Raw genomic sequence first — 20,683 nt, forward strand, 5'->3', positions numbered from 1 at the left:
TCATATGACAAACGGTAGTCACAGGGAGAGCTCGGGGTGCAGGCGGCGCATCGACCAGGTCCGTCCCTTGTTGACCGCGTGCACGCTCAGCGCCAGTCCCAGGGCGGTGAACAGGACCAGCACCCCGCACGTCTGCCAGGCCACGGTCAGGTCGCCGCCGCTGATCAGCCGCCGCAGCGCGCTGACCACCCAGCTCATCGGCAGCCACGGCGAGATGGTCTGGAAGAACCCCGGCGAGGTCTCGATCGGGTAGGTCCCGGCGGCCGAGGTGAGCTGGAGCATCAGCAGAGCCAGCACCGCGACGCGGCCGGGCGCGCCGAGCAGGGCGTTGACCGCCTGCACGATCGCCAGGAAGGCCGCCGCCGCCAGCAACAGGACCCCGACCACCCCCGCCCAGTGCGCGGCCTCCAGCCCGAGCCCGAACCGCAGCACCGCCAGCAGCACGCCGACCTGCGCCGATCCCAGGGCGAGACCGGGCAGCCACCCGGCCACGGCGATCCGCCAGGCGGGAGCCGTACCGGCCAGGAGGCGGGGGTTGAGGGGGCGCAGGACCATGTAGGTCACCATCGCGCCGACCCAGAGCGCCAGCGGCACGAAGAACGGTGCGAACCCGGTGCCGTAGTTGGGCACCTCGTTGACGACGTGGTTGGCCAAGGTGACCGGCTGGCTCATCATGTCGGTACGGCTCGCGCGCTCGTCCCTGCCGTAGTCGGGGATCTCCTTCGCGCCGTCGGCGAGCTTCCCGCTCAGCTCGTGGGATCCGTCGGCCAGCTTGCCGAGACCCTCCCCGAGCCGGTCGAGGCCGTCGCCGAGCCTCCCGGCCCCGTCGTGCAGCCTGCCGACCCCGCTGTCCACCTGGGCGGCTCCGTCGCTGAGCCTGGTGATGCCGCCGTCGAGCTCGGCGATGCCCCCGGCGAGCCGGACCGAGCCCCGGCTGAGCTTCACGACACCTGAGGTGATCTCGTTGTTCGCGGTCACGGCGTCGCCGAGGCCCGCGTGGAGCTTCGCCGAGCCCTCGGCCAGAGTCGCGAGGCCCGTGTCGAGCTGATTGATCTTGTCTCTGGCCTCGTCGAGCCGGCGGCCGGCGGCCGGTGCGAGCTCCGCCGTGCGCCCGGCGACCTCCGAGATCCGCCGGGCGTCCCGCTGGAGCTGGGCGACGACCGAGCCGTCGCCTCCGGCGGAGGCGTTCTCCATCCCGTGGGACACCCGCGTGGTGGACCGGACGAGCCGTTCGGCGGCGGCCCGCAGCTCCGGGTCGGCCTCGGGGTCGGCATTCAGCATGGCCAGCAGCCGCTCCGCCTGTCCCCGGGCCTGCCCGGCCTCCTGGCCGAGCGAGGCGGGCAGCCCGCCCGCGCCCTCGGCGACCAGGTCGGCGCCCCTCTCGACGGCCCGCGCGAGCGCCTGGATCCGCCCGCCGTTCTCCTCCAGGAGCGGGACGTATTCGTCGGCGGCCTGATTGATCTTCGGCACCTGGGCGTGGACCTGCTCATAGGCCTGGGCGTTGCCGTCGGCGATCTTCTCGGCGCCCGCGGAGAGGGTGCCGAGCCCCTTGCCCAGCTTCCGCGACCCGTCGGCGGCGGTCGCCAGGCCCTCGGCCAGCTTGTCCGCGCCGGACGACAACGTGCCGGTGGCGGCGGTGGCGCTGTCGAGACCGACGGTGAGCCGGTGGGTGCCGCTCTTGGCCTGGCCGAGGCCGGCGGTCAGGGCCGTCGCGCCCTCGCCCAGCCGGCCGGTGCTGTCCCACGCCTTCCGGTTGCCGTCGTAGAGCGTGTCCGCGCCGTCGGCGGCCTTGGCGGTGGCGTCGTGCAGCTCCCCGAAGGAGACGAAGACGCTGTCCCAGTAGTCCTTGATCGCCGTACGGCCGGCGGCCTCCTTGACCTCGGCGAACACCGCGTCGGAGATCGTGCCCATGATGTAGCTGCGGCCGGTGTCCACCGTGACGCCGAGCTCGGCGGGGGTGGGCGTGCCCTCGCCCGAGGGCGAGGCGAGGCGGGCGCTGAAGTCGGCGGGGATGGTCAGGGAGAGATAGAAGCTTCCGTCCCGGACGCCGTCGGCGGCCTGGCGGGCGTCGACCCGGTGCCAGGCGAAGACCTCGCGGTCCTGGAGCTCCTCGGCCAGGTCGCGCCCCGCGTCGATGGTCTTGTCGTCCGCCTCGGCGGGGCGGTCCTCCACGACGAGCGCCACCGGGATGTTCTCCAGGTTCCCCTGCGGGTCCCAGAACGACCACAGGTACAGCCCCGCGTAGAGCAGCGGCAGCACCACCACGCCCGCCAGGGCCGCCCGGGTCAGCCGCGACCGGGTGAACCGCCGCAGCTCCAGCCGCCCCGCCCGCAACGGCCTCATCGGTCTTCCTCCCGGTCCTTCTCCGCCCGCTCGGCGGAAGCGGCGTTCTCTTCGCTGTCGTCCTCCGGATCCGAGGCGGCCCCCGCCTGCCTCGGATCCGGGCAGTCATCTGGATCACCGGGTTCCCGCGAGGTCAGGTGCAGCGTCCGGGGCAGCGGGCTCTCGGTGCAGGAGGCGATCACCGTCAGCCCCTGCCCGGCCAGCTCCTCCAGCGTCGCCCACAGCGCCGCCCGCCGGTCGGCCGCCAGCCCCGCGCCGACGTTGTCGGCGACCAGCAGCCCGGGGTCGTCGAGCAGGGCCAGCGCGATCCCCAGGCGCACCCGCCGCTCGTGGCCGAGGTCGCGGACCAGCGTGCGGTCGTCGGGGGACAGGCCGAGACCCGCCCGCTCCAGCGCCCCCGCGGCCCGCCGGGCGCCGGCGGCGTTCCAGAACAGTCCCCGCGCCCGCTCGCGCACGTGCTCGCGGACCGTCAGCGCCCTGTCCAGGTCGTTGACCCCCTCGACCGGGCCGAGCGCGGCGACCCGCCGGACGGCTCCGGGCCTGGCGTGCCCGGCGACGGTCAGGGCGCCCGCGGTGGGCCGCATCCGCCCGGCCAGGGTGAGCAGCAGGCTGGTACGGCCGCTGCCCGCCTGACCGGCGACGGCGGTCAGGGTCCCCGGCCCGGCCTCGAGATCGACGTCGCGGTAGACCCAGCCGTGCCCGCCCTTCAGGGACAACCCCTCGGCGCGCACCGCCACCCCTCCGGACATCGGACCTCCTTAGAACTGACCAGTCAGTACAAAAACTAACACAGAAAAAGCCCCACCCCGCGAAGGGGTGGGGCGTCTTCACGGCCGGGGCCGTACCCGGACCGCCCGGAAGGGTGTCTCCGCGGCGGGTCGGGCGGGAGGCGCGGAATCCGGTCAGCCGGTGAACGCCGAGGCGTACTCCTGCAGGAAGAGCGCCTCGGCGAGGACCGTACGGCGCAGCTCGTCGATGACGAGCCGCTCGTTGGGCGCGTGGATCGAGGCCCCGTCGTCCTCGGCGCCGAAGAGCAGGATCTCGGCCGCCGGGAACTGCCTGACGAACGTGGAGACCAGCGGGATCGAGCCGCCGGTGCCGACGTCGCGCGGCGGGCGGCCGTAGGCCTGCTGCATGGCCCGGTTGAGGGCGGAGCGGGCGGCGCCGCCGGTGTCGGACAGGAAGCCCGAGCCGAGCGTGTAGTCGGAGAAGCTCACCTGGGCGCCCCACGGGGCGATCTGCTGCAGGAAGTCGACGACGGCCTCCACGGTCGTCTTCGGGTCGCCCGCCGGAGGGACCCGGACCGTGACGCGGGCCCTGGCCCCCGCCTGGACCGCGTTGATCGCGCCGGAGACGGTCGGCACGTCCAGGCCGGTGACCGTGATGGAGTAGGAGGCCCACAGGCGGTCGGCCAGCGAGCCGGAGCCGACCAGCGAGACCCCGTCCAGCACGCCCGCCATCTCGCGGAACTCGTCCTCCGACGGCCCGACGCCCAGGAAGGTGCCGCGGGGCAGGCCGGGGACGCGGATGTCGCCGTTGTCGTCGTGCAGGGCGGCCAGCATCCGGATCAGCGCGGCCAGGGCGTCCGGGGCGGCGCCGCCGAACGTGCCGCTGTGCAGCGACTCCTTCAGCGTGCGCACCTCGACGGTGAAGGCGCCCATGCCGCGCAGCGAGGTGGTCACCGCCGGGTCGCCCACGCGCGGGTTGCCGGTGTCGGCGACGATGATCGCGTCGGCCCTGAGCAGGTCGGGGTGGCGCTCGACGAAGGCCTCCAGGCGCTCGCCGGCGTATTCCTCCTGGCCCTCGATGATGACCTTGATCCCCACCGGGAACCGGCCCTGGAAGGCGCGCAGCGCGGCGATGTGGGAGATGACGCCGGACTTGTCGTCGGCGGCGCCGCGGCCGTAGACCGCGCCGTCGATCTCCGTCGGCTCGAAGGCGGGGGTGTTCCACAGGGCCGGGTCGCCCGGGGGCTGGACGTCGTAGTGCGCGTAGAGCAGCACGGTCGGCGCACCGGGGGGAGCGGGGGCCTCGGCGTAGACGGCGGGAAAGCTCCCGTCCACCGGGATCTGCCGGACCTCGGGCAGCCCGGCGTCGCGCAGCAGTTCCTCGGTCGCCGCGGCGGCGGCGAGCACGGGCTCCTCCGGGTGGCCGGGGAAGGCCACGGAGGGGATGGAGACGAGCCGCTTGAGGTCTTCGACTGCCCGGGGGAGGCCCGCGGTGACGGCGCCTTCGATCTCGTCAGGTGTCACGACGTTCCCTCGCATCTATCTCACTATGTGGTCGGACTAATTGGAGCACAGCGGCGGGCGCCGCCGCCCGCACCCCATCCTGCCGCCCGGCACGCCGTCGCGGGACGGACTGCGTGACACGTTGGATCTTCGTGAAGTCGGTTCGCGGATTTCGTCGTCGTTACAAGACGGTTTTGCGGATTCCGACGTTCTTACACGATGAATCTACGTTTTCACTTGGCAAGTATGTCTTTGGCATGCACACTGTGGGAAGCCCAGCTCACTGAGGGAAGATTGTGATGACGTACCCGGAAGACACCGATGTGGCGTCGGTCATGAAGGCCGCGCAGGACAACCTGTGGATGCACTTCACCCGGCACGGCTCCTATGTGGACGCCGAGGTGCCCATGATCGTCCGGGGGGAGGGCGCGTACGTCTACGACATCCACGGCAAGCGCTACCTCGACGGCCTCGCCGGGCTGTTCGTCGTCCAGGCCGGGCACGGCCGCAGCGAGCTGGCCGAGGCCGCCGCCAAGCAGGCGCAGGAGCTGGCCTTCTTCCCCCTGTGGTCCTACGCCCACCCCAAGGCGGCCGAGCTGGCCCAGCGCCTGGCCGAGCAGACCCCCGGCGACCTCAACCGGGTCTTCTTCACCACCGGCGGCGGTGAGGCCGTCGAGACCGCGTGGAAGCTCGCCAAGCAGTACTTCAAGATGACCGGCAAGCCGCTCAAGCACAAGGTCATCAGCCGCCAGATCGCCTACCACGGCACCCCGCAGGGCGCCCTGTCGATCACCGGCATCCCGCTGTTCAAGCAGATGTTCGAGCCGCTGGTGCCGGGCTCGGTCCGGGTGCCGAACACCAACCACTACCGCGCCGACGAGATCACCGGCGTGGCCGGCATGACCCCGGAGCAGTACGGCTACTGGGCCGCCGAGCGCGTCGCCCGCGCCATCGAGATGGAGGGCCCGGACACCGTGGCCGCCGTCTTCGTCGAGCCGGTGCAGAACGCCGGCGGCTGCTTCCCGCCGCCGCCCGGATACTTCCAGCGCCTGCGTGAGATCTGCGACGAGTACGACGTGCTGCTCGTCTCCGACGAGGTCATCTGCGCCTTCGGCCGCCTCGGCACCATGTTCGGCGGGCAGAAGTTCGACTACGTCCCCGACATCATCACCTGCGCCAAGGGCATGACCAGCGGCTACTCGCCGATCGGTGCCATGATCGCTTCTGAGCGTCTCTTCGAGCCGTTCAAGAACCCCACCGAGATGTTCGCCCACGGCTACACCTTCGGCGGCCACCCCGTCTCCGCGGCGGTGGCCCTGGCCAACCTCGACCTGTTCGAGCGCGAGGACCTGCTCGGCCACGTGACCCGTAACGAGCCCGTCTTCCGCGCCACCCTCGAGCGCCTCCACGACCTGCCGATCGTCGGCGACGTGCGCGGCTCCGGATTCTTCTGGGGCATCGAGCTCGTCAAGGACAAGGCGACCAAGGAGACGTTCACCGCCGACGAGTCCGAGCGCATGCTCCGCGGCTTCCTGTCCAAGGCCCTGTTCGAGGCGGGCCTGTACTGCCGCGCCGACGACCGCGGAGACCCCGTGGTGCAGCTCGCGCCCCCGCTCATCTGCGGCCCCAAGGAGTTCGACGAGATCGAGTCGATTCTCCGCTCCGTGCTCACCGAGGCATGGAACCGGCTCTAGGGCGCACGACGCCCTGAAGGCTCTCACCCCCCTCTCCGCCGAGAACTCCTGAAAGGAAACCTTCGTGAAGATCGGTGTTCCTGCCGAGGTCAAGAACCACGAGTACCGCGTCGCGGCCACCCCCGCGGGCGTGCACGAGCTGGTCCGCAACGGCCACGAGGTGGTCGTCCAGCGCGGGGCCGGGCTCGGCTCGCACCTGCCCGACGAGGACTATCTCGCGGCCGGTGCCAAGATCCTCGACACCGCCGACGAGGTGTGGGGCGAGGCCGGCATGATCCTCAAGGTCAAGGAGCCCATCGCGGAGGAGTACCACCGCATGCGCCCCGGTCAGGTGCTGTTCACCTACCTGCACCTGGCGGCCGGCAAGGCGTGCGCCGAGGCCCTGCTGGAGCGGCAGGTCACCGGTATCGCCTACGAGACCGTCCAGGTCGGCAACACCCTGCCGCTGCTCGCCCCGATGTCGGAGGTCGCCGGCCGCCTCGCCCCGCAGGTCGGCGCCTACAACCTGATGCGCTTCAACGGCGGCCGCGGCGTGCTGCCCGGCGGCGTGCCCGGTGTGGCCCCGGCCAAGGTCGTGGTCATCGGCGCCGGCGTCTCGGGCCTCAACGCCGCGCAGATCGCGGTCGGCATGGGCGCGGACGTCACCGTCCTCGACCTCAACATCGACCGCCTGCGCTACATCGACGCCATCTACCAGGGCCGCCTGAAGACCCTCGTCTCGACCTCCTACGCGATCGAGAAGGAGGTCCTGGAGGCCGACCTGGTCATCGGCGCGGTGCTGATCCCCGGCGCCAAGGCCCCGACCCTCGTCTCCAACGACCTGGTCTCCCGCATGAAGCCGGGCTCCGTGCTCGTCGACATCGCCATCGACCAGGGCGGCTGCTTCGAGGACTCCCGCCCGACCACGCACGCCGAGCCGACCTACACGGTCCACAACTCGATCTTCTACTGCGTGGCCAACATGCCGGGTTCGGTGGCCAACACCTCCACCTACGCGCTGACCAACGCGACCCTGCCGTACGCGGTCAAGCTCGCGAACCTGGGCTGGAAGGCCGCCCTCCAGCAGGACGCCTCGCTGGCCCTGGGCCTCAACACCCACGCGGGCCTGCTCACCAACGAGCAGGTCGCCGTCGCCCTCGGCCTGCCGTTCACGCCGCTCTCCGAGGTCGTCTCCGCCTGATCTCGGCAGCGAGCGCCCCATGCCCGTCCGGGGGCATGGGGCGTTCGCCGTTCTCCCGGCGCGGCCAGGGTCTTCTCGGCGCGGACCGGGGTCTTCTCAGCGCAGGCCGAGACGGGCCCGCAGGTCGCGGGCGATGTTCAGCACGTGCTCGACCTCCGCGGCCGTGGGCCAGGGGGCGCTGCCCGGCCGAAGCAGCGTGTCCCGCACCGAGCCGAGGTGCTCTACCGCGCCCTGGTGGAGCCCGCTGTGCGCGCTCAGCCAGCCGGCGGCGTCGGTGTGCTCGGGCATCGGCCGGGTGACCAGGTCCCAGGTGCCGAGGATCTCGGTCAGGTCGCAGGCCCGCAGCGGGGCGCCGTCCCGGCGGGCCAGGGCCGAGGCGGTCAGCTCGGCGCGGGCGACGAGCTCGGGATCGATGACGCGTTCCCAGGTGGGGGCCGGTGGCCCGGGCTCGGCCGCCCGGGGCTCGGGGACGTCGTGGGCGCCGCCGGCGGAGCCGGTCACCGCCAGCAGCGAGGCGAGCTCGGCGGCCGCCTGCGGGTGACCGGCCCGCGCCGCCTGGCGGAACCAGTGCTGGCCGCTCTGCAGGTCGCCGAGCTCGGCGATGAGCAGCAGGCCGAAGTTGAAGGCGGCCTCCGGGTCGCCGCCGGCCGCGGCCCGGCCGAACCAGTGGCCGGCCGCGCCGGAGTCGCCCAGTTCCACGCAGACGAACCCGGCCATCCGCTGGTCGCCGACGCGCCCGGTGGTGGCGGCCCGCTCGAACCAGGCGCGGGCGGTGCGCAGGTCGCCGCGCGACAGCGCGATCCCACCGAGCTGCGAGGCGGCGCCGGGGTGCTCGCTCCCGGCGGCCATCCGGTAGAAGCCCTCCGCGCCCATCGCGTCGCGACGGGCCGCCAGCAGGAGGCCGAGGTGGTAGGCCGCGTCGGCGTGACCGGACCGGGCGGCCCGCTCCCACCACGTGAACGCCTCCTCCTCCGCCCCCATGGCGTAGGCCAGGAACCCCAGGTCGTGGCTGGAGGCCAGATCGCCGTCGAGCGCCGCCCGGCGGTGCCACTCTCCGGCGGCCTCCGCCTCGCCGTCGTCCTCGTACAGCAGCGCCAGGCGCCGGGCCGCGGTCCGCGAGCCCGCCAGGGCCGCCGTCTCGAACCACCGCCGGGCCGCGGGCAGGTCGCCCCGCTGCTCCAGCAGCAGGATCGCCAGGTTCACCGCGGCCTCGGTGTCGTCCGCGCCGGCGGCGAGCTCGTACCACCGCAGAGCCTCGTCCAGGCTGCCGTGCTTCTCGTGCCAGAGGCCCAGGTTGTAGGCGCTGTCCACGTTGCCCGCCGCCGCGGCCCGCTCCCACCAGCGGCGCGCCGCCGCGCGGTCGCCGCGCTGCGCGTAGTGGCGGCCGAGCAGGTGGGCGGCCTGCACGTCGCCCCCCTGAGCCGCCTCCAGCAGATCGGTCCGGTCCTGCGCGCCGCTCTCGTGCTCCGCGCCCCGTGGGGCGGGCACCAGGATCGCGGTCGCGTCCGGATCACCCGGCCACCACCCCATGTCATCCTCCTCGCCGACAATGCACAGGGTCGCATGTAACCGCACGATGACGTAGGGTAATCGCAGCTTCGGTTCCCGGGAGCGCTCAGACGAAGGTGACGAACCCCGCGTACATTCCCATCGAGCAGACATAGCGCAGTGATCCCGGACGCTGCGGGCCGAGCCGTACGACGGCGGGCAGGGCCACGTCGCGGCCGTCGATGGTCAGGGACCGCGCGCAGCCGGGACTTCCCGCCAGACGGAAGTCGATCTCCACGGGCACGCCCGCGCGGGCGGTGACGATCCCCGGGCGGTACCCCCGGTCCGTCGCCCAGATCTCGATCCGCTGCACGCCGCCGGCGCCGGGCGGCCGCGCCTGGCCGGGACGGGCCTCCGAGGCCTGCTGGGCCTGCTGGGCCTGCTGTACGGCCTGCGCCGCCGCGGGGCCGGAGAGCCATCCGCCCAGGCGCAGCCCCGAGGTCGCGGTCCATATCCCGGCGGCCAGCGCGAGCACCCCCGCCAGCGCCGCCAGGCGGGTCGAGGAGATCCGGCGCAGGACCAGCCCGAGCAGGGCGAACGCGGGTGCGCTGCCGATGACGAACCCCGCCATGACCGCCGTCCCGCCGAGCGCGGAGCCACTGGAGACGGCGACCGCCTCGGCGCTGAGGGTGACCCCGCAGGGCAGCAGGACGGTCGAGGCCCCCAGCAGCGCCGCCCTTCCCAGGGCCGGCGCGGCGTGCCGCCCACCCCCGCGGGACGGGCAGGCGCGGGGCCTGGCGACGAGCAGGCGCAGTCCGAACCCGGTGACCGCCACCCCCGCCGCGACCATCAGCACGGCCCGAGCCCCCGGCGTCAGCCGTACGGCCGAGCCCAGCAGCCCCAGCAGCGCCCCCGCCACCAGATGGGAGGCGAGCCGCCCGGCCAGGAACAGGGAGACGACCTTCGGCCCCGACGCCGTCGTGGCCCCGGTGGTCAGGCCGGTCAGCAGACCGCCCTGCACGGCCGTGCACGAAGCGGTGCCCGCCACCATCCCGGCGGCGAGCCCCCCGACGAACAGCGCGACCGGCTCCACTCAGCGAGCGGCCGGGATCGCGGCCCAGGTCCCCACGGCTCGACGGTAACGGCTCCCGCCGGAGGCGAACAGTGACATTGTCATCACCCTCCGCCGTCGCCGGAAGCGCCCTCGGGCCGCCGGAGGGCCTTCTCGAAGACCGCGGTGTCGAGCGTGAGGCCGACGGGGTCGATGGCGTACAGGCGCATCGCGATCCTGGCGTGCTCGGGGGTGCCTGCCGGACTCACTATCGGACTCCCGTTGACGACCTCGGTCCGCAGTCCGGGGAACTGAGGAAGCGCGTCCAACAGCTCGCGCGCGGTGCTGGGCAGGGGAAGGGACGCGGTCTCGGGGCGGGCCGCAGGTAGGCGTGGTGTTTCTGCGAGGTCATGACCGTGATCACGTGTCCCTTCGTGCTCCGGTGAACACGGTCGGTGCCGCAAACACCTGACCGGGTAGAGGGTGGTTCAGGCCCAGCCGGGGCGGACCAGGCCGCTTTCGTAGGCGATGACGACGAGCTGGGCGCGGTCGCGGGCCTGGAGCTTCATCATGATGCGGCTGACGTGGGTCTTGGCCGTGGCCGGGCTCATGAAGAGCCGCCCGGCGATCTCGTCGTTCGTCATGCCGGTGCCGACCAGGGCGAGGACCTCCCGCTCGCGGTCGGTGAGCGGGGACAGGTCGAAGGAGGAGGCGGGCTCCTTGGCGCGGCTGGCGTACTCGGCGATGAGGCGGCGGGTCACGCCGGGGGAGAGCAGGGCGTCCCCGGCGGCGACGACCCGGACGGCCTGGATCAGCTCGGCGGGCTCGGTGTCCTTGACCAGGAAACCGCTGGCGCCGTTGCGCAGGGCCTCGAAGACGTACTCGTCGAGCTCGAACGTGGTCAGGATGACGATCTTCGGTCCCGGCGGCATGCGCCGGGTGGCCTCCAGCCCGTCCATGCCGGGCATCCGCACGTCCATCAGGATCACGTCCGGCCGGTGCTCGCCGGCCAGCGCGATGGCCTCGGCCCCGTCGGCGGCCTCGCCGACCACGGTCATCCCGGGCTGGGCGTCGAGCAGCGCCCGGAACCCGGCCCTGACCAGGGCCTGGTCGTCGGCGAGAACGATCCTGATCACGACTCCTCCTCGGCGATCGGCAGCCGCGCCTCGACGCGGAAGCCCGGTCCGTGGCGTTCTGCGGTCAGCGTGCCGCCGAGGGCGGCGGCACGCTCCCTCATCCCGGGGATGCCGTTCCCGCCGCCCAGGTTCCCGCCGCCCAGGTTCTCGGCGGGCGTCCCGCCGCCGGAGTCGGTGACGCGGATCAGCAGCTCGCGGGAGCCGTACTCCAGCAGGACCTCCACCGTGGAGCCGGGGGCGTGCCGGGCGGCGTTGGTGAGGGCCTCCTGGACGATGCGGTATCCGGCCAGGTCCACCCCGGAGGGCACCGGCCTGACCCGGCCGGCGACCCGCCGGGTGACGTCGAGGCCGTTGCGCCCGGCCGGCTCGGTCAGCTGGGCCAGCTGGTCCAGCCCGCCGGTGGGGGAGCGGGGCGCGCCGTCGCGGAGCACGCCGATCAGCGAGCGCATCTCGGTCAGCACGTCCTTGGACGCCTGCTTGATCGTGGTGAGCGCGGTGCGGGCCTGCTCGGGGTTGTCGTCGATCAGGTGCAGCGCGGTGGAGGCCTGCACGTGGATGAGGGAGATGTTGTGGGCGAGCACGTCGTGCAGTTCCTGGGCCATGGTCAGCCGCTCCTCGCTGGCCTGCCGCCGCGACTCCTCCTCGGTGATCCGCTCCCGCTCGGCCTTGCGCTCCTTCCTGGTCCGGGCGAACTCGCCCACGGCCATCAGGACGCCCATGACGGCCGCGATCGTCAGGGAGTGCCACAGGCCCGGGCTCGGGACGGGCGCCAGCCAGGTCGTGTAGACCAGGAAGAACGCGTAGCCCGACACCGCGAACGCCCAGGCGGCCCGCCGGTGGCCGAGGGCCAGGGCGTTGTAGAGCGCGATGCCCGGGCTGAAGAAGATCGGGCCGTAGGCGTGGCCCCGCACGATGAAGACGACCATCGTGGCCATGGTGACGGCCAGGGTGAGCACGGGACGGCTGCGCCGCCAGGCCAGAGCGAGCCCGCCGGCCAGCAGCAGCGCGTTGCCCACCGGGTCCGCCGCCAGCCGGCCGGGCTGGTTGTCCTGCGCTCCGTAGTTGGCGGCGACCTGGGCGACCGCCACGATGACGGGAAGCATCCGGTCGGTCCAGCGGGGGTGGGTTCGCACGTCCAGCACCCTATGTCCGGCGGTGTGACCTGCGCGTCCCCCCGGCGCGGCAGGCCGCGCTACAACCCCCGGGGTAGCCGGGGGCATTCCCGGGGTAGGCAGGGCGGAAATCTCTACCGGGAGAAGTGCTGACAATCCTGACAGGCTGGGTAAAGCTGTCCGGAGGAGGTCATGATGATCACTCGTCGCTTCGCGGCGCCGCTCGCCGCAGTCCTGACCGGAGGCTCCGTCCTGCTCGCCCCGCCGCCGGCGGTGGCCGCACCGCCGGCGGACAAGCCTGCGGAGAAGGTGGACAAGACTCCCGTCGCCGAGGGGTACGGGGGTGCGATCTCGACCGTCGACCTGGACGCGAGCAGGACGGCGCTGCAGGTGCTGCGGCGCGGGGGCAACGCCATGGACGCGGCGATCGCGGCGGCGGCCACCCTGGGCGTGACCGAGCCGTACTCGGCCGGGCTGGCCGGCGGCGGGTTCATCGTCTACTACGACGCGCGCCGGGGCAGGGTCTACACGATCGACGGCCGCGAGACGGCGCCCAGGGCGATGACCCCGGCCTCCCTGGAGGGGATCCCGTTCGAGGAGGCCGTCACCAGCGGGCTGTCGGCCGGGGTGCCGGGCAGCGTGGCCCAGTGGGAGCTGGCGCTGCGCCGGTTCGGCACGATCTCGCTGCGGCAGGCGCTGCAGCCCGCGATCGAGGTCGCCTCCAAGGGCTTCACGGTCGACCAGACCTTCTACGACCAGACCGCCGCCAACGCGGCCCGGTTCAAGGACTTCACCTCCACCGCCGCGCTCTTCCTGCCCGGCGGCGCGCCGCCCGCGGTCGGCTCGACCTTCCGCAACCCCGAGCTGGCCGAGACCTACCGCAAGCTCGGCCGCTACGGCGGGCGCTGGCTGTACGGCGGCGGCCTCGGCACGGAGATCGTCCAGACCGTCAAGAACCCGCCGGTCACCCCGGGGTCCACCAGGAACGTCCGGCCGGGCCTGATGGAGCTGTCGGACCTGCGGGCCTACCGGGCGCTCGAACGCCCGCCCACGCGCATCTCGTACAAGGGCATGGACGTGTACGGCATGGCGCCCCCCTCCTCGGGCGGCTCGACGGTCGGCGAGGCGCTCAACATCCTGGAGGCCCTGCCCGACGTCGGCGTGCACGAGTATCTGGAGGCCTCCAGGCTCTCCTTCGCCGACCGCGGCAAGTACGTCGGGGACGTGCCCGGCGTGCCGTTGCGGGAGCTGCTGTCCGACGGGTTCGCCAAGGAGCGCGCCTGCCTGATCGGCGAGCGGGCGATGGCACACCCGGCCCCGGCGGGTGAGCCCGACGGCGACTACAGTCCGTGTCCCGCCCCGGCGGGCGGCGCGCAGCCGGAGACCGCGGGACCGGCCCAGGAGGGACCGGAGACGACCCACCTCGTCGTGACGGACCGGTGGGGCAACGTCGTCGCCTACAACATCACCATCGAGTCCACCGGCGGCAACGGCATCGTCGTGCCCGGCCGCGGCTTCCTGCTCAACAACGAGCTGACCGACTTCACCTTCGGCCCGGCGCCGGGCGACCCCAACCTCCCGGGGCCGGGCAAGCGCCCGCGCTCGTCCATGGCGCCGACGATCGTCCTGGACGACGGCAGGCCGCTGCTGGCCCTCGGCTCGCCCGGCGGGTCCACGATCATCACCACCGTGCTGCAGATCCTCGTCAACCGCTGGGAGCTCGGCATGAGCCTGCCCGAGGCCCTGGCCGCGCCCCGCGCCACCCAGCGCAACACCGCCCAGACCCAGGCCGAGCAGGGCTTCCTGGACCGCTACGGCGCCGAGCTCACCGCCAGGGGCCACAGCTTCGCCCTCAATCCCGAGATCGGCGCGGCCACCGCCGTGGAGTTCCTCGGCAAGGGCAGGCTCCAGGCCGTCGCCGAGCCGTCCCGCCGGGGCGGGGGCAGCGCCCTGGTCGTCTCCCCGGCGCGCTGACCGGGCGGTCCCGCGTCCACCGGGCACGGTGCCTAGGATTCCGGCATCCGCAGTGATGGGATTGCTGAAGGGGTGGGCCGGTGGACGCAGCTGAACCCGTGGAGGTGCCGGGGCCGCCGCGTGACGAGCAGTTGCTGGCGGGGCTGGCGAAGCTGGGGCAGGCCGTGCGGATGAGCGCCTGGCGCAACGCGGGGCCGTACGGGCTCTCGCCTCTCCAGGCCGACATCCTGGCCTTCCTCGCCGGCGACGACCGGCCCCGGCGGCAGGGGGAGGTGGTGGCGGCCCTGGCCTCGACGGCGCCGACGGTCAGCGACGCGATGCGGGCGCTGACCGGCAAGGGGCTGGTGAGCAAGGCCCGGGACGCCGTCGACGCGCGGGCGTCCGTGCTGACGCTCACCGACATCGGGCGGCAGGAGGCGGCGCGGCTGAGCGCCGTGCCGGAACCGCTGCGGGCGGCGGTCGCCGCGCTGGATCCCGACGATCTCGCGGCGATGCTGCGCGGGGCCTCGGCGATGATGCGGGTGCTGCAGGAGCGCCGGGCGATCCCGATCTCCCGGATGTGCCTGACCTGCCGTTTCTACCGGCCCGACGCGCATCCGGACGACCCGGCGCGGCCGCATCACTGCATGTTCGTGGACGCCCCGTTCGGGGACGGGGAGCTGCGTCTGGACTGCCCGGACCACGAGCCCGCCTGACCCCGCGGCCGTCGGTCTGTCTCATCTCCGCCTGACCGGGGGTTGATTATTTGGCAGTGCCAACTATAGTTGGCACTGCCAAATGTTGTTTCCGGTGAAGGAGTTCCCCATGCCTCGTCTGTCCGTCGTCGACCCGGCCACCGCGAGCCCGCAGGCCCGCACGCTGCTCGGCAAGGTCGAGCGCGCGCTCGGTGCGACGCCCAACATGATGCGCGCGATGGCCGCCTCCCCGGCGGTCCTGGACGCCTACCTCGCCTTCAGCGGAGCTCTGGCCAAGGGGCGGCTGTCCGCCGCGGTCCGCGAGCAGCTCGCGCTGGTCGCGGCGGTGGAGAACAGCTGCGAGTACTGCCTGGCGGCGCACACCGTCCTGGGTGAGCGGGCGGGCGTCGGCAAGGCCGACCTGGAGGCCGGGCTCGACGCCGACGCCTCCGACCCGGCCGTCGCCGCCGCGCTCCGCTTCGCCCGCGCGGTGATCCGCGACCGGGGCTTCGTCTCCGACGCCGACCTCGCCGACGTCCGCGCCGCCGGGTACGACGACGGGGAGATCGGCGAGATCATCGGCGCGGTCGCGCTCAACGTGTTCACGAACTACTTCAACTCCGTCGGCCAGACGGAGCTGGACTTCCCGCCGGTGGCGCTGCCCGCCAAGCCCGGCGTCGCCTGATCACGGCGCCGCCTGACCGCGGTCCTGCGCGCCGTACGGCCTCCGCGGAGGGGGCGGCCGTACGGCGCGCAGGCCGGTGGGCCTTTTAGTGGATGAGCTCGTAGGCCTCGGGCCTGACCCTGCGGGTGCGCGCCCAGTACTCGAAGGTGAAGCCGGGCCAGGTGGTGCGGTTGACGCCGTGCTCGTCGAGGTACCAGCTCCGGCAGCCGCCCTCGTTCCAGACCAGGGCGTGCAGGCGCTCCTGGAGGCGGTCGTTGAAGGCGCGCTGGGCCCCGGGCCGCACGTCCAGTGCCCTGGCCCCGGTCCTCGACAGCAGCCGCAGGCAGTCGATCACGTACTTCACCTGCGACTCGATCATGAAGACGACCGAGTTGTGGCCCAGCCCGGTGTTCGGGCCGAGCAGGAAGAACAGGTTGGGGAAGCCGGCGGTGGTGATGCCATAGTAGGCCTCGATGCCGTTCTGCCAGGCCTCCTGGATCTTCAGGCCGTTCCTGCCGATGATCCGCTGCTCGTTCAGCGCGTCGGTGACCTTGAAGCCGGTGCCGTAGACGATGACGTCGACCTCGATCTCCCCGCCGGTGGCGTCGACGATCGAGTTCTCCCGGATCTCGGTCACCCCGTCGGTGACCAGATCGACGTTGTCCCTGGTCAGCGCGGGATAGTAGTCGTTGGACAGCAGGATGCGCTTGCAGCCGATCGTGTAGTCGGGGGTGAGCTTGGCGCGCAGCTCCGGGTCGGGGACCTGTCGTTCCAGGTGACGCCTGGCCACCGCCTCCTGCACCTTCATCAGGCGCGGGTCGACGGTGAAGCCGAGGGCGCGGGTCTCCAGCACCCAGTAGATCGCGTTGCGCAGCGTGCGGGCGGCGCCGGGCAGCCGCATGACCCGCTTCATCCGGGGGGAGAGCGCGAAGTCCGGCTTGGGCTGGATCCACGGGGGCGTGCGCTGGAAGACGGTCAGGTGCGCGGCCCGCTCGGCGATCCGGGGGACGAACTGGATCGCCGAGGCGCCGGTGCCGATGACCGCCACCCGCTTGCCCGTCAGGTCCACGGAGTGGTCCCACTCGGCCGAGTGGAAGGCCGGGCCGCGGAACCGCTCGCGGCCCGGGATCTGCGGATAGGACGGCACGTGCAGGGCGCCGATGCCCGACACGATCGCGTTGGTGGTGAACGTCTCGCCGTCACCGGTGCCGACCTGCCAGTTCCTGGCCGCGTCGTCGTACTCCAGGCCGACGACCTCCTTGCCGAACCGGAAGTGGGGCGCCAGGCCGTACTTCTCCACGCAGGCGCGCATGTAGTCCCAGATCTCGGTCTGCGGGGAGAACATCCGCGACCAGCCGGGGTTGAGCTCGAAGGAGAAGGAGTACATGTGCGAGGGGACGTCGCAGGCGCAGCCCGGGTAGGTGTTGTCCCGCCAGGTGCCGCCGAGGTCGGAGGCCTTCTCCAGGATCACGAAGTCGTGGTAACCGGCCTCCTTCAGCTTGATCGCCATGCCGATGCCGGCGAAGCCGGAGCCGATGATGGTCAGACCGGGACGCGTGCTCATCCACTCTCCTTATTGGACTCAAAGTCCAATGTAGTTCGCGGCCGTGGTCGCCGTCCATACCTGCCCGGGCGTGAGCAGCGTCACACCGACCAGTCGGTATGTCAACGGGCCCGGAGAACACGAAAAGCGCCGAGGGCTCAGGCCTTCGGCGCTGTCGGTCGTCCGATCCTGCGGGAGACGGGCGGCCCGGACGGGTCGCGCGGTGCGCGGTGCGGCGGAATCCCGCGGGCGTCGGAGCCTCGCGAATGTCAGAGCTCCGCGGGTGTCAGAGCTCCGCGGGTGTCAGGGCTTCGCGGGCGTCGGAACTCCGCGAGTGCCGGGACTCCTCACGGGGTGCCGGAATTCTGCGGATGCCGGACTGTCGTCACATGAGCAGCAGGTAGGCGGCGATCGCCGCGATCACCACCACGACCGCGGACGCGATCACGATGGGGACGACCAGGGACCGCTTCTCCGGCGCCGCCTCCGGCTCGTTGCGCTGAGCGAAGGCGCGGAACTGCTGGGTGTTTCCTGCCGGGTCAATCTGGGGATCAGACATGGTCCGACTTTAGCGATAGGCGGGGACTTTTCAACACAGGTTCACGTCACTTCACCGGCCGGCCATGCCGGATCGGGATGGGGCGGGGACACGCTGGTGAGGTCCTGGAAACGGGACCACCGTCGCGGGCGGATAGCGTGGTGTCATGCTCCGGATCCTGTTCTCTCCTCGCGTGGTGGCCCTCCACCTCCTCGCGGTCGGAGCGCTCGTCGCATGTGTCCTGCTCGGCCGCTGGCAGCTCGGCGTCTTCGAGGACTCCGGCAGGCCGCAGGCGGCGATGGACCCCGCCCCGGTGGCGGTGACCACGCTCACCGAGACCGGACGTCACCTGGACGGCGAGGTGATCGGCCGCAAGGTGACCGCGGAGGGGACCTTCGACGCCACCCGCCAGCTCCTGGTGACCGGCCGGGACGGCGGCCTGTGGATCCTGACGGCGCTCGACCTCGGGGACGGCACGTCGATCCCGGTCGTGCGCGGCTGGATCCCCTCGCCCTCCGACCCGGCGACGGCCGTACCGCAGGGGAAGCTGACGGTGAGCGGGCGGCTGCAGGCCTCCGAGCCGACCGACAGCGTGCAGCGCGCGCGTGACGTGCCGCCGGGACAGGTCCAGACCGTCTCGTCGGCCGAGCTGATCAACGTGTGGCGGGGCGGGAAGCTGCGCGACGGCTACGTGGTGGCCACCGCCCAGAACCCGGCCCCGGCCGTGGCGGCCAAGCCGGTCCCCGTCGCGCCCCCGACCGCCTCCGGCGTGCTGACCTGGCGCAACCTGGCCTACGCGGCGCAGTGGTGGATCTTCGGCCTGTTCGCCGTCTTCATGTGGTGGCACTTCGTGCGCGACGCCGTCCGCAGCGGTACGGCGGGGCGGGACTCCGGCCCCGGACCGGGACCCGAGCCCGGCGCCGAGCCCGACCCCGATCCCGGCACCGGGGCCGATCCGGAGCACACGCCGGAGGCCGAGGCGGGTTCCCCGTCCAGGCCGGCCGCCGTCTGAACCCGCATATCGTTGAGTGTCCCGAACCCCAACCGAGGTAGATCACCGTGGAATCCGCCCTCAAGCCCTTCCGAGTCCTGGCCTACGTGGTCGGCGTGATGCTGCTGGTCCTGGTCGCGTGCATCGTGCTCAGGTACGGCTTCGGCATCGAAGGCCCGTCGAAGGTCGTCTCACCCATCCACGGCTTCCTGTACATGCTCTATCTGGTGGCCACGATGAACCTGGGCATGAAGGCCCGCTGGTCGTGGCCGTACATCCTGAGCGTGATGCTCGCGGGCACGGTGCCGCTGCTGTCGTTCGTGTTCGAGCGCAAGGTCACCCGGCGCGTCGAAGAGGAGATCGCAGCCGCGACCGCCTGACCCCGCGCACGGGCGCGGGGCCGGGCGGGACGGCGCACGACCCGGCCGGTGCCGTACCGGGGGATCGGCGCCGGCGGATCAGCGGCCGATGCCGCGCTTGCGGATGCGGTTGAGCCGCTTGCGCTGCGACGGGTCGAGCATGAAATAGCCGACGACCGGGGCGGCGATGACGCCCAGGACGACCAGCAGCGTCAGCCATCCGGGCAGGAAGATCCAGGAGAGCAGGACGACCGCTCCGGCTCCGAGGGCGTACTTCTGGACGGGTGACATCCTCAACATCCTCCCAACACGGAGCCGGTGCCCCGCCTCTGCCATTCTGCGTCGCCCGTCCAACGGATGGACCCCCCGACCGGGTTCCATCCGAGATATATCTCAATTTCCCCGGACGAGAGCCTCGACGGCCCACCGGGCCGCGGTCAGGGCTCCCCGCTCGATCTCCTCGGCGGGTTCACCCGCGTTGCGCTGGTACTGGACGGTGACTATCAGGTTGTTGACGCGGACGAACGCGGTCACGCCGTAACCGCTGTTGACCACCTCTCCGGTGAAGGCCTCGTTCCCCAGTCCGCCGACCTCATGCGGGGCGGTCTGCGTGCTCCCGTCCTTGGCACCCGCGCTCCTGGCCGCCGAGTCCAGGCGGGCCGCGAACGCCCGCGTCGCCTCGGCCGCCTCCGGATACAGCTTCGCGTCCACCGACAGCTGGCGCTGCAGCGAGCGGGGATCGTCCCTGCGCGCGGGCCCCCAGATGCACCCCTTCCCCCAGTTCGACGGAGTGCCGTCGACGTCGAGCTGTGCGAGCTGCTCCGCCGCGAACAGCTCGCACAGCGGGGGCGTCGCGCGGAAGGGGCCGGGATCGACGTACGAGGCCGCCGGCGTCGGGACCGCCGCCGGAGTCGTGGCGCCGCGCATGCTCCACATCACCCCGCCGGTGATCACGAGGGCGCAGACGACGGCGGTCGTGACGGCGAGCAGGGTCCTGCGCCGTGCGCTCGAGGCCCGGGGCGCGAGGCTCTCCAGGGTCAGCCGGACGGAGTCGGCGTCGGGGCGGTGGGCGGGATCGGCCGACAGCAGGCCGTCCAGGAGCGGGGCGAGGGGCCCCGAGCCGGTGGAGCCGGTCTCCGGGGAGGCCAGCGGGGTGCCGTCGGCCGTACGGAAGGCGGAACGCGTCCCCGGGAGATGGCCCTCTACCGCGGTGAACAGGGCCGTGCCGAGGTCGCGCAGCTCGTCGGCCGGGGCGGCGGCCACGCCGGTGAGGACGACCCGCCCGTCGGGGCCGAGCAGGATGGTGTCCGGGGTGGCGGTGAGGCTGACGCCGTGCCGCTGCGCGGCGGTCAGGGCGTCGAGCACGGCCAGACCCACCTCGGCGGCGCGTTCCGTGGGCAGCGGCCCGTCGGCCCGGACGGTCTGCGCCAGGGAGCGCCCGGCGACCGCCTCCAGGATCAGCCACATCCGGTCGGGGGCCGGGACCACGTCGTGCAGGGTGACGACGCCGGGATGCCGCAGCTCGGCCGCCGCGCGGAGCTGGCCGAGCAGCCGGTCGCGGTACGGGCCCGGGGGCGGCAGCCGTACCTCGGTGACCGTGACGTCGCGCTGGAGCAGCTCGTCGCGCGAGCGCCAGCTCATGCCCGCAGGGTCGCGGCGCTCCAGAAGGCGGTAGCGCCCGGCGAGCAGTCCGGGATCGTTCACG

The 20,683-nt window shown here is 72.6% G+C and carries 19 protein-coding genes; 7 read left to right on the top strand and 12 right to left on the bottom strand.

What is annotated here, in order from left to right; genetic code table 11:
- Window positions 1-18: 18 nt before the first annotated feature.
- The 3 genes from Psi01_RS02395 to Psi01_RS02405 all read right to left on the bottom strand — a co-directional run bounded on the left by Psi01_RS02395 (window position 19) and on the right by Psi01_RS02405 (window position 4,610).
- On the bottom strand, window positions 19-2,343 hold the full coding sequence (locus Psi01_RS02395; RefSeq protein ID WP_204062243.1) for a YhgE/Pip domain-containing protein: 2,325 nt from the start codon (window positions 2,341-2,343) through the stop codon (window positions 19-21).
- Window positions 2,340-3,092 carry an ABC transporter ATP-binding protein gene (locus Psi01_RS02400; protein WP_204062244.1) on the bottom strand — a complete coding sequence of 251 codons (753 nt, stop codon included), beginning with the start codon at window positions 3,090-3,092 and terminating at the stop codon, window positions 2,340-2,342. The genes Psi01_RS02395 and Psi01_RS02400 overlap by 4 nt, the downstream gene beginning before the upstream one ends.
- 153 nt (window positions 3,093-3,245) lie before the next feature.
- Window positions 3,246-4,610, bottom strand: a complete 1,365-nt coding sequence (locus tag Psi01_RS02405) for a M20/M25/M40 family metallo-hydrolase (RefSeq protein ID WP_239126975.1) — start codon at window positions 4,608-4,610, stop codon at window positions 3,246-3,248.
- Window positions 4,611-4,873: 263 nt separating this feature from the next.
- On the opposite strand from Psi01_RS02405, the gene Psi01_RS02410 reads away from it, so the two are divergent.
- Both Psi01_RS02410 and ald read left to right on the top strand, forming a co-directional pair.
- Window positions 4,874-6,268: an aspartate aminotransferase family protein gene (locus tag Psi01_RS02410; protein ID WP_204062245.1), complete on the top strand. Its 1,395-nt coding sequence runs from the start codon at window positions 4,874-4,876 to the stop codon at window positions 6,266-6,268.
- Between the two features lie 64 nt (window positions 6,269-6,332).
- The gene (gene ald, locus Psi01_RS02415; protein WP_204062246.1) at window positions 6,333-7,448 is read left to right on the top strand and encodes an alanine dehydrogenase; all 1,116 of its coding nucleotides are present in this window, start codon (window positions 6,333-6,335) and stop codon (window positions 7,446-7,448) included.
- 96 nt (window positions 7,449-7,544) lie between these two features.
- Here the strand turns inward: ald and Psi01_RS02420 are convergent, their stop codons facing one another.
- The 5 genes from Psi01_RS02420 to Psi01_RS02440 all read right to left on the bottom strand — a co-directional run bounded on the left by Psi01_RS02420 (window position 7,545) and on the right by Psi01_RS02440 (window position 12,256).
- A complete protein-coding gene (locus Psi01_RS02420) occupies window positions 7,545-8,978 on the bottom strand; it encodes a tetratricopeptide repeat protein (RefSeq protein WP_204062247.1) in 1,434 nt (477 codons plus the stop codon).
- Window positions 8,979-9,063: 85 nt separating this feature from the next.
- Window positions 9,064-10,029 (bottom strand): sulfite exporter TauE/SafE family protein, encoded by a 966-nt coding sequence (locus Psi01_RS02425; RefSeq protein ID WP_204062248.1) that lies wholly within the window; start codon window positions 10,027-10,029, stop codon window positions 9,064-9,066.
- An 83-nt stretch (window positions 10,030-10,112) separates the two neighbouring features.
- Entirely contained in the window at window positions 10,113-10,256 is a 144-nt protein-coding gene (locus Psi01_RS02430) for a hypothetical protein (protein WP_204062249.1), read from the bottom strand.
- Window positions 10,257-10,475: 219 nt separating this feature from the next.
- Window positions 10,476-11,123 (bottom strand): response regulator, encoded by a 648-nt coding sequence (locus tag Psi01_RS02435; RefSeq protein ID WP_204062250.1) that lies wholly within the window; start codon window positions 11,121-11,123, stop codon window positions 10,476-10,478.
- The gene (locus Psi01_RS02440; protein WP_204062251.1) at window positions 11,120-12,256 is read right to left on the bottom strand and encodes a sensor histidine kinase; all 1,137 of its coding nucleotides are present in this window, start codon (window positions 12,254-12,256) and stop codon (window positions 11,120-11,122) included. The genes Psi01_RS02435 and Psi01_RS02440 overlap by 4 nt, the downstream gene beginning before the upstream one ends.
- A 171-nt stretch (window positions 12,257-12,427) precedes the next feature.
- Here Psi01_RS02440 and Psi01_RS02445 point away from each other — a divergent pair, with 171 nt between their 5' ends.
- From Psi01_RS02445 to Psi01_RS02455, 3 genes are all read left to right on the top strand, one after another.
- A complete protein-coding gene (locus Psi01_RS02445) occupies window positions 12,428-14,209 on the top strand; it encodes a gamma-glutamyltransferase family protein (RefSeq protein WP_373872461.1) in 1,782 nt (593 codons plus the stop codon).
- 80 nt (window positions 14,210-14,289) lie between these two features.
- Window positions 14,290-14,904, top strand: coding sequence for a MarR family winged helix-turn-helix transcriptional regulator (locus Psi01_RS02450; RefSeq protein ID WP_204062252.1), 615 nt, complete (start codon window positions 14,290-14,292; stop codon window positions 14,902-14,904).
- A 109-nt stretch (window positions 14,905-15,013) separates the two neighbouring features.
- Entirely contained in the window at window positions 15,014-15,568 is a 555-nt protein-coding gene (locus Psi01_RS02455; protein WP_204062253.1) for a carboxymuconolactone decarboxylase family protein, read from the top strand.
- A gap of 85 nt (window positions 15,569-15,653) precedes the next feature.
- Here Psi01_RS02455 and Psi01_RS02460 read toward each other — a convergent pair whose 3' ends face one another.
- Together Psi01_RS02460 and Psi01_RS02465 are read right to left on the bottom strand one after the other, a co-directional pair.
- On the bottom strand, window positions 15,654-17,111 hold the full coding sequence (locus Psi01_RS02460) for a flavin-containing monooxygenase (protein WP_204062254.1): 1,458 nt from the start codon (window positions 17,109-17,111) through the stop codon (window positions 15,654-15,656).
- A 364-nt stretch (window positions 17,112-17,475) separates the two neighbouring features.
- Window positions 17,476-17,649, bottom strand: a complete 174-nt coding sequence (locus Psi01_RS02465) for a hypothetical protein (protein ID WP_204062255.1) — start codon at window positions 17,647-17,649, stop codon at window positions 17,476-17,478.
- 145 nt (window positions 17,650-17,794) lie between these two features.
- Here Psi01_RS02465 and Psi01_RS02470 point away from each other — a divergent pair, with 145 nt between their 5' ends.
- Entirely contained in the window at window positions 17,795-18,640 is an 846-nt protein-coding gene (locus tag Psi01_RS02470) for an SURF1 family protein (protein ID WP_204062256.1), read from the top strand.
- Between the two features lie 47 nt (window positions 18,641-18,687).
- Window positions 18,688-18,999, top strand: a complete 312-nt coding sequence (locus Psi01_RS02475; RefSeq protein ID WP_204062257.1) for a DUF3817 domain-containing protein — start codon at window positions 18,688-18,690, stop codon at window positions 18,997-18,999.
- 78 nt (window positions 19,000-19,077) lie between these two features.
- Here the strand turns inward: Psi01_RS02475 and Psi01_RS02480 are convergent, their stop codons facing one another.
- Window positions 19,078-19,269, bottom strand: coding sequence for a tail-anchor membrane protein (locus Psi01_RS02480; RefSeq protein WP_204062258.1), 192 nt, complete (start codon window positions 19,267-19,269; stop codon window positions 19,078-19,080).
- A 102-nt stretch (window positions 19,270-19,371) separates the two neighbouring features.
- The gene (locus Psi01_RS02485; protein WP_204062259.1) at window positions 19,372-20,682 is read right to left on the bottom strand and encodes a hypothetical protein; all 1,311 of its coding nucleotides are present in this window, start codon (window positions 20,680-20,682) and stop codon (window positions 19,372-19,374) included.
- Window position 20,683 lies beyond the last annotated feature (1 nt).

This window comes from Paraplanobispora siamensis (assembly GCF_016863175.1).
In the GTDB taxonomy this organism is placed as follows: Bacteria; Actinomycetota; Actinomycetes; order Streptosporangiales; family Streptosporangiaceae; genus Planobispora; species Planobispora siamensis.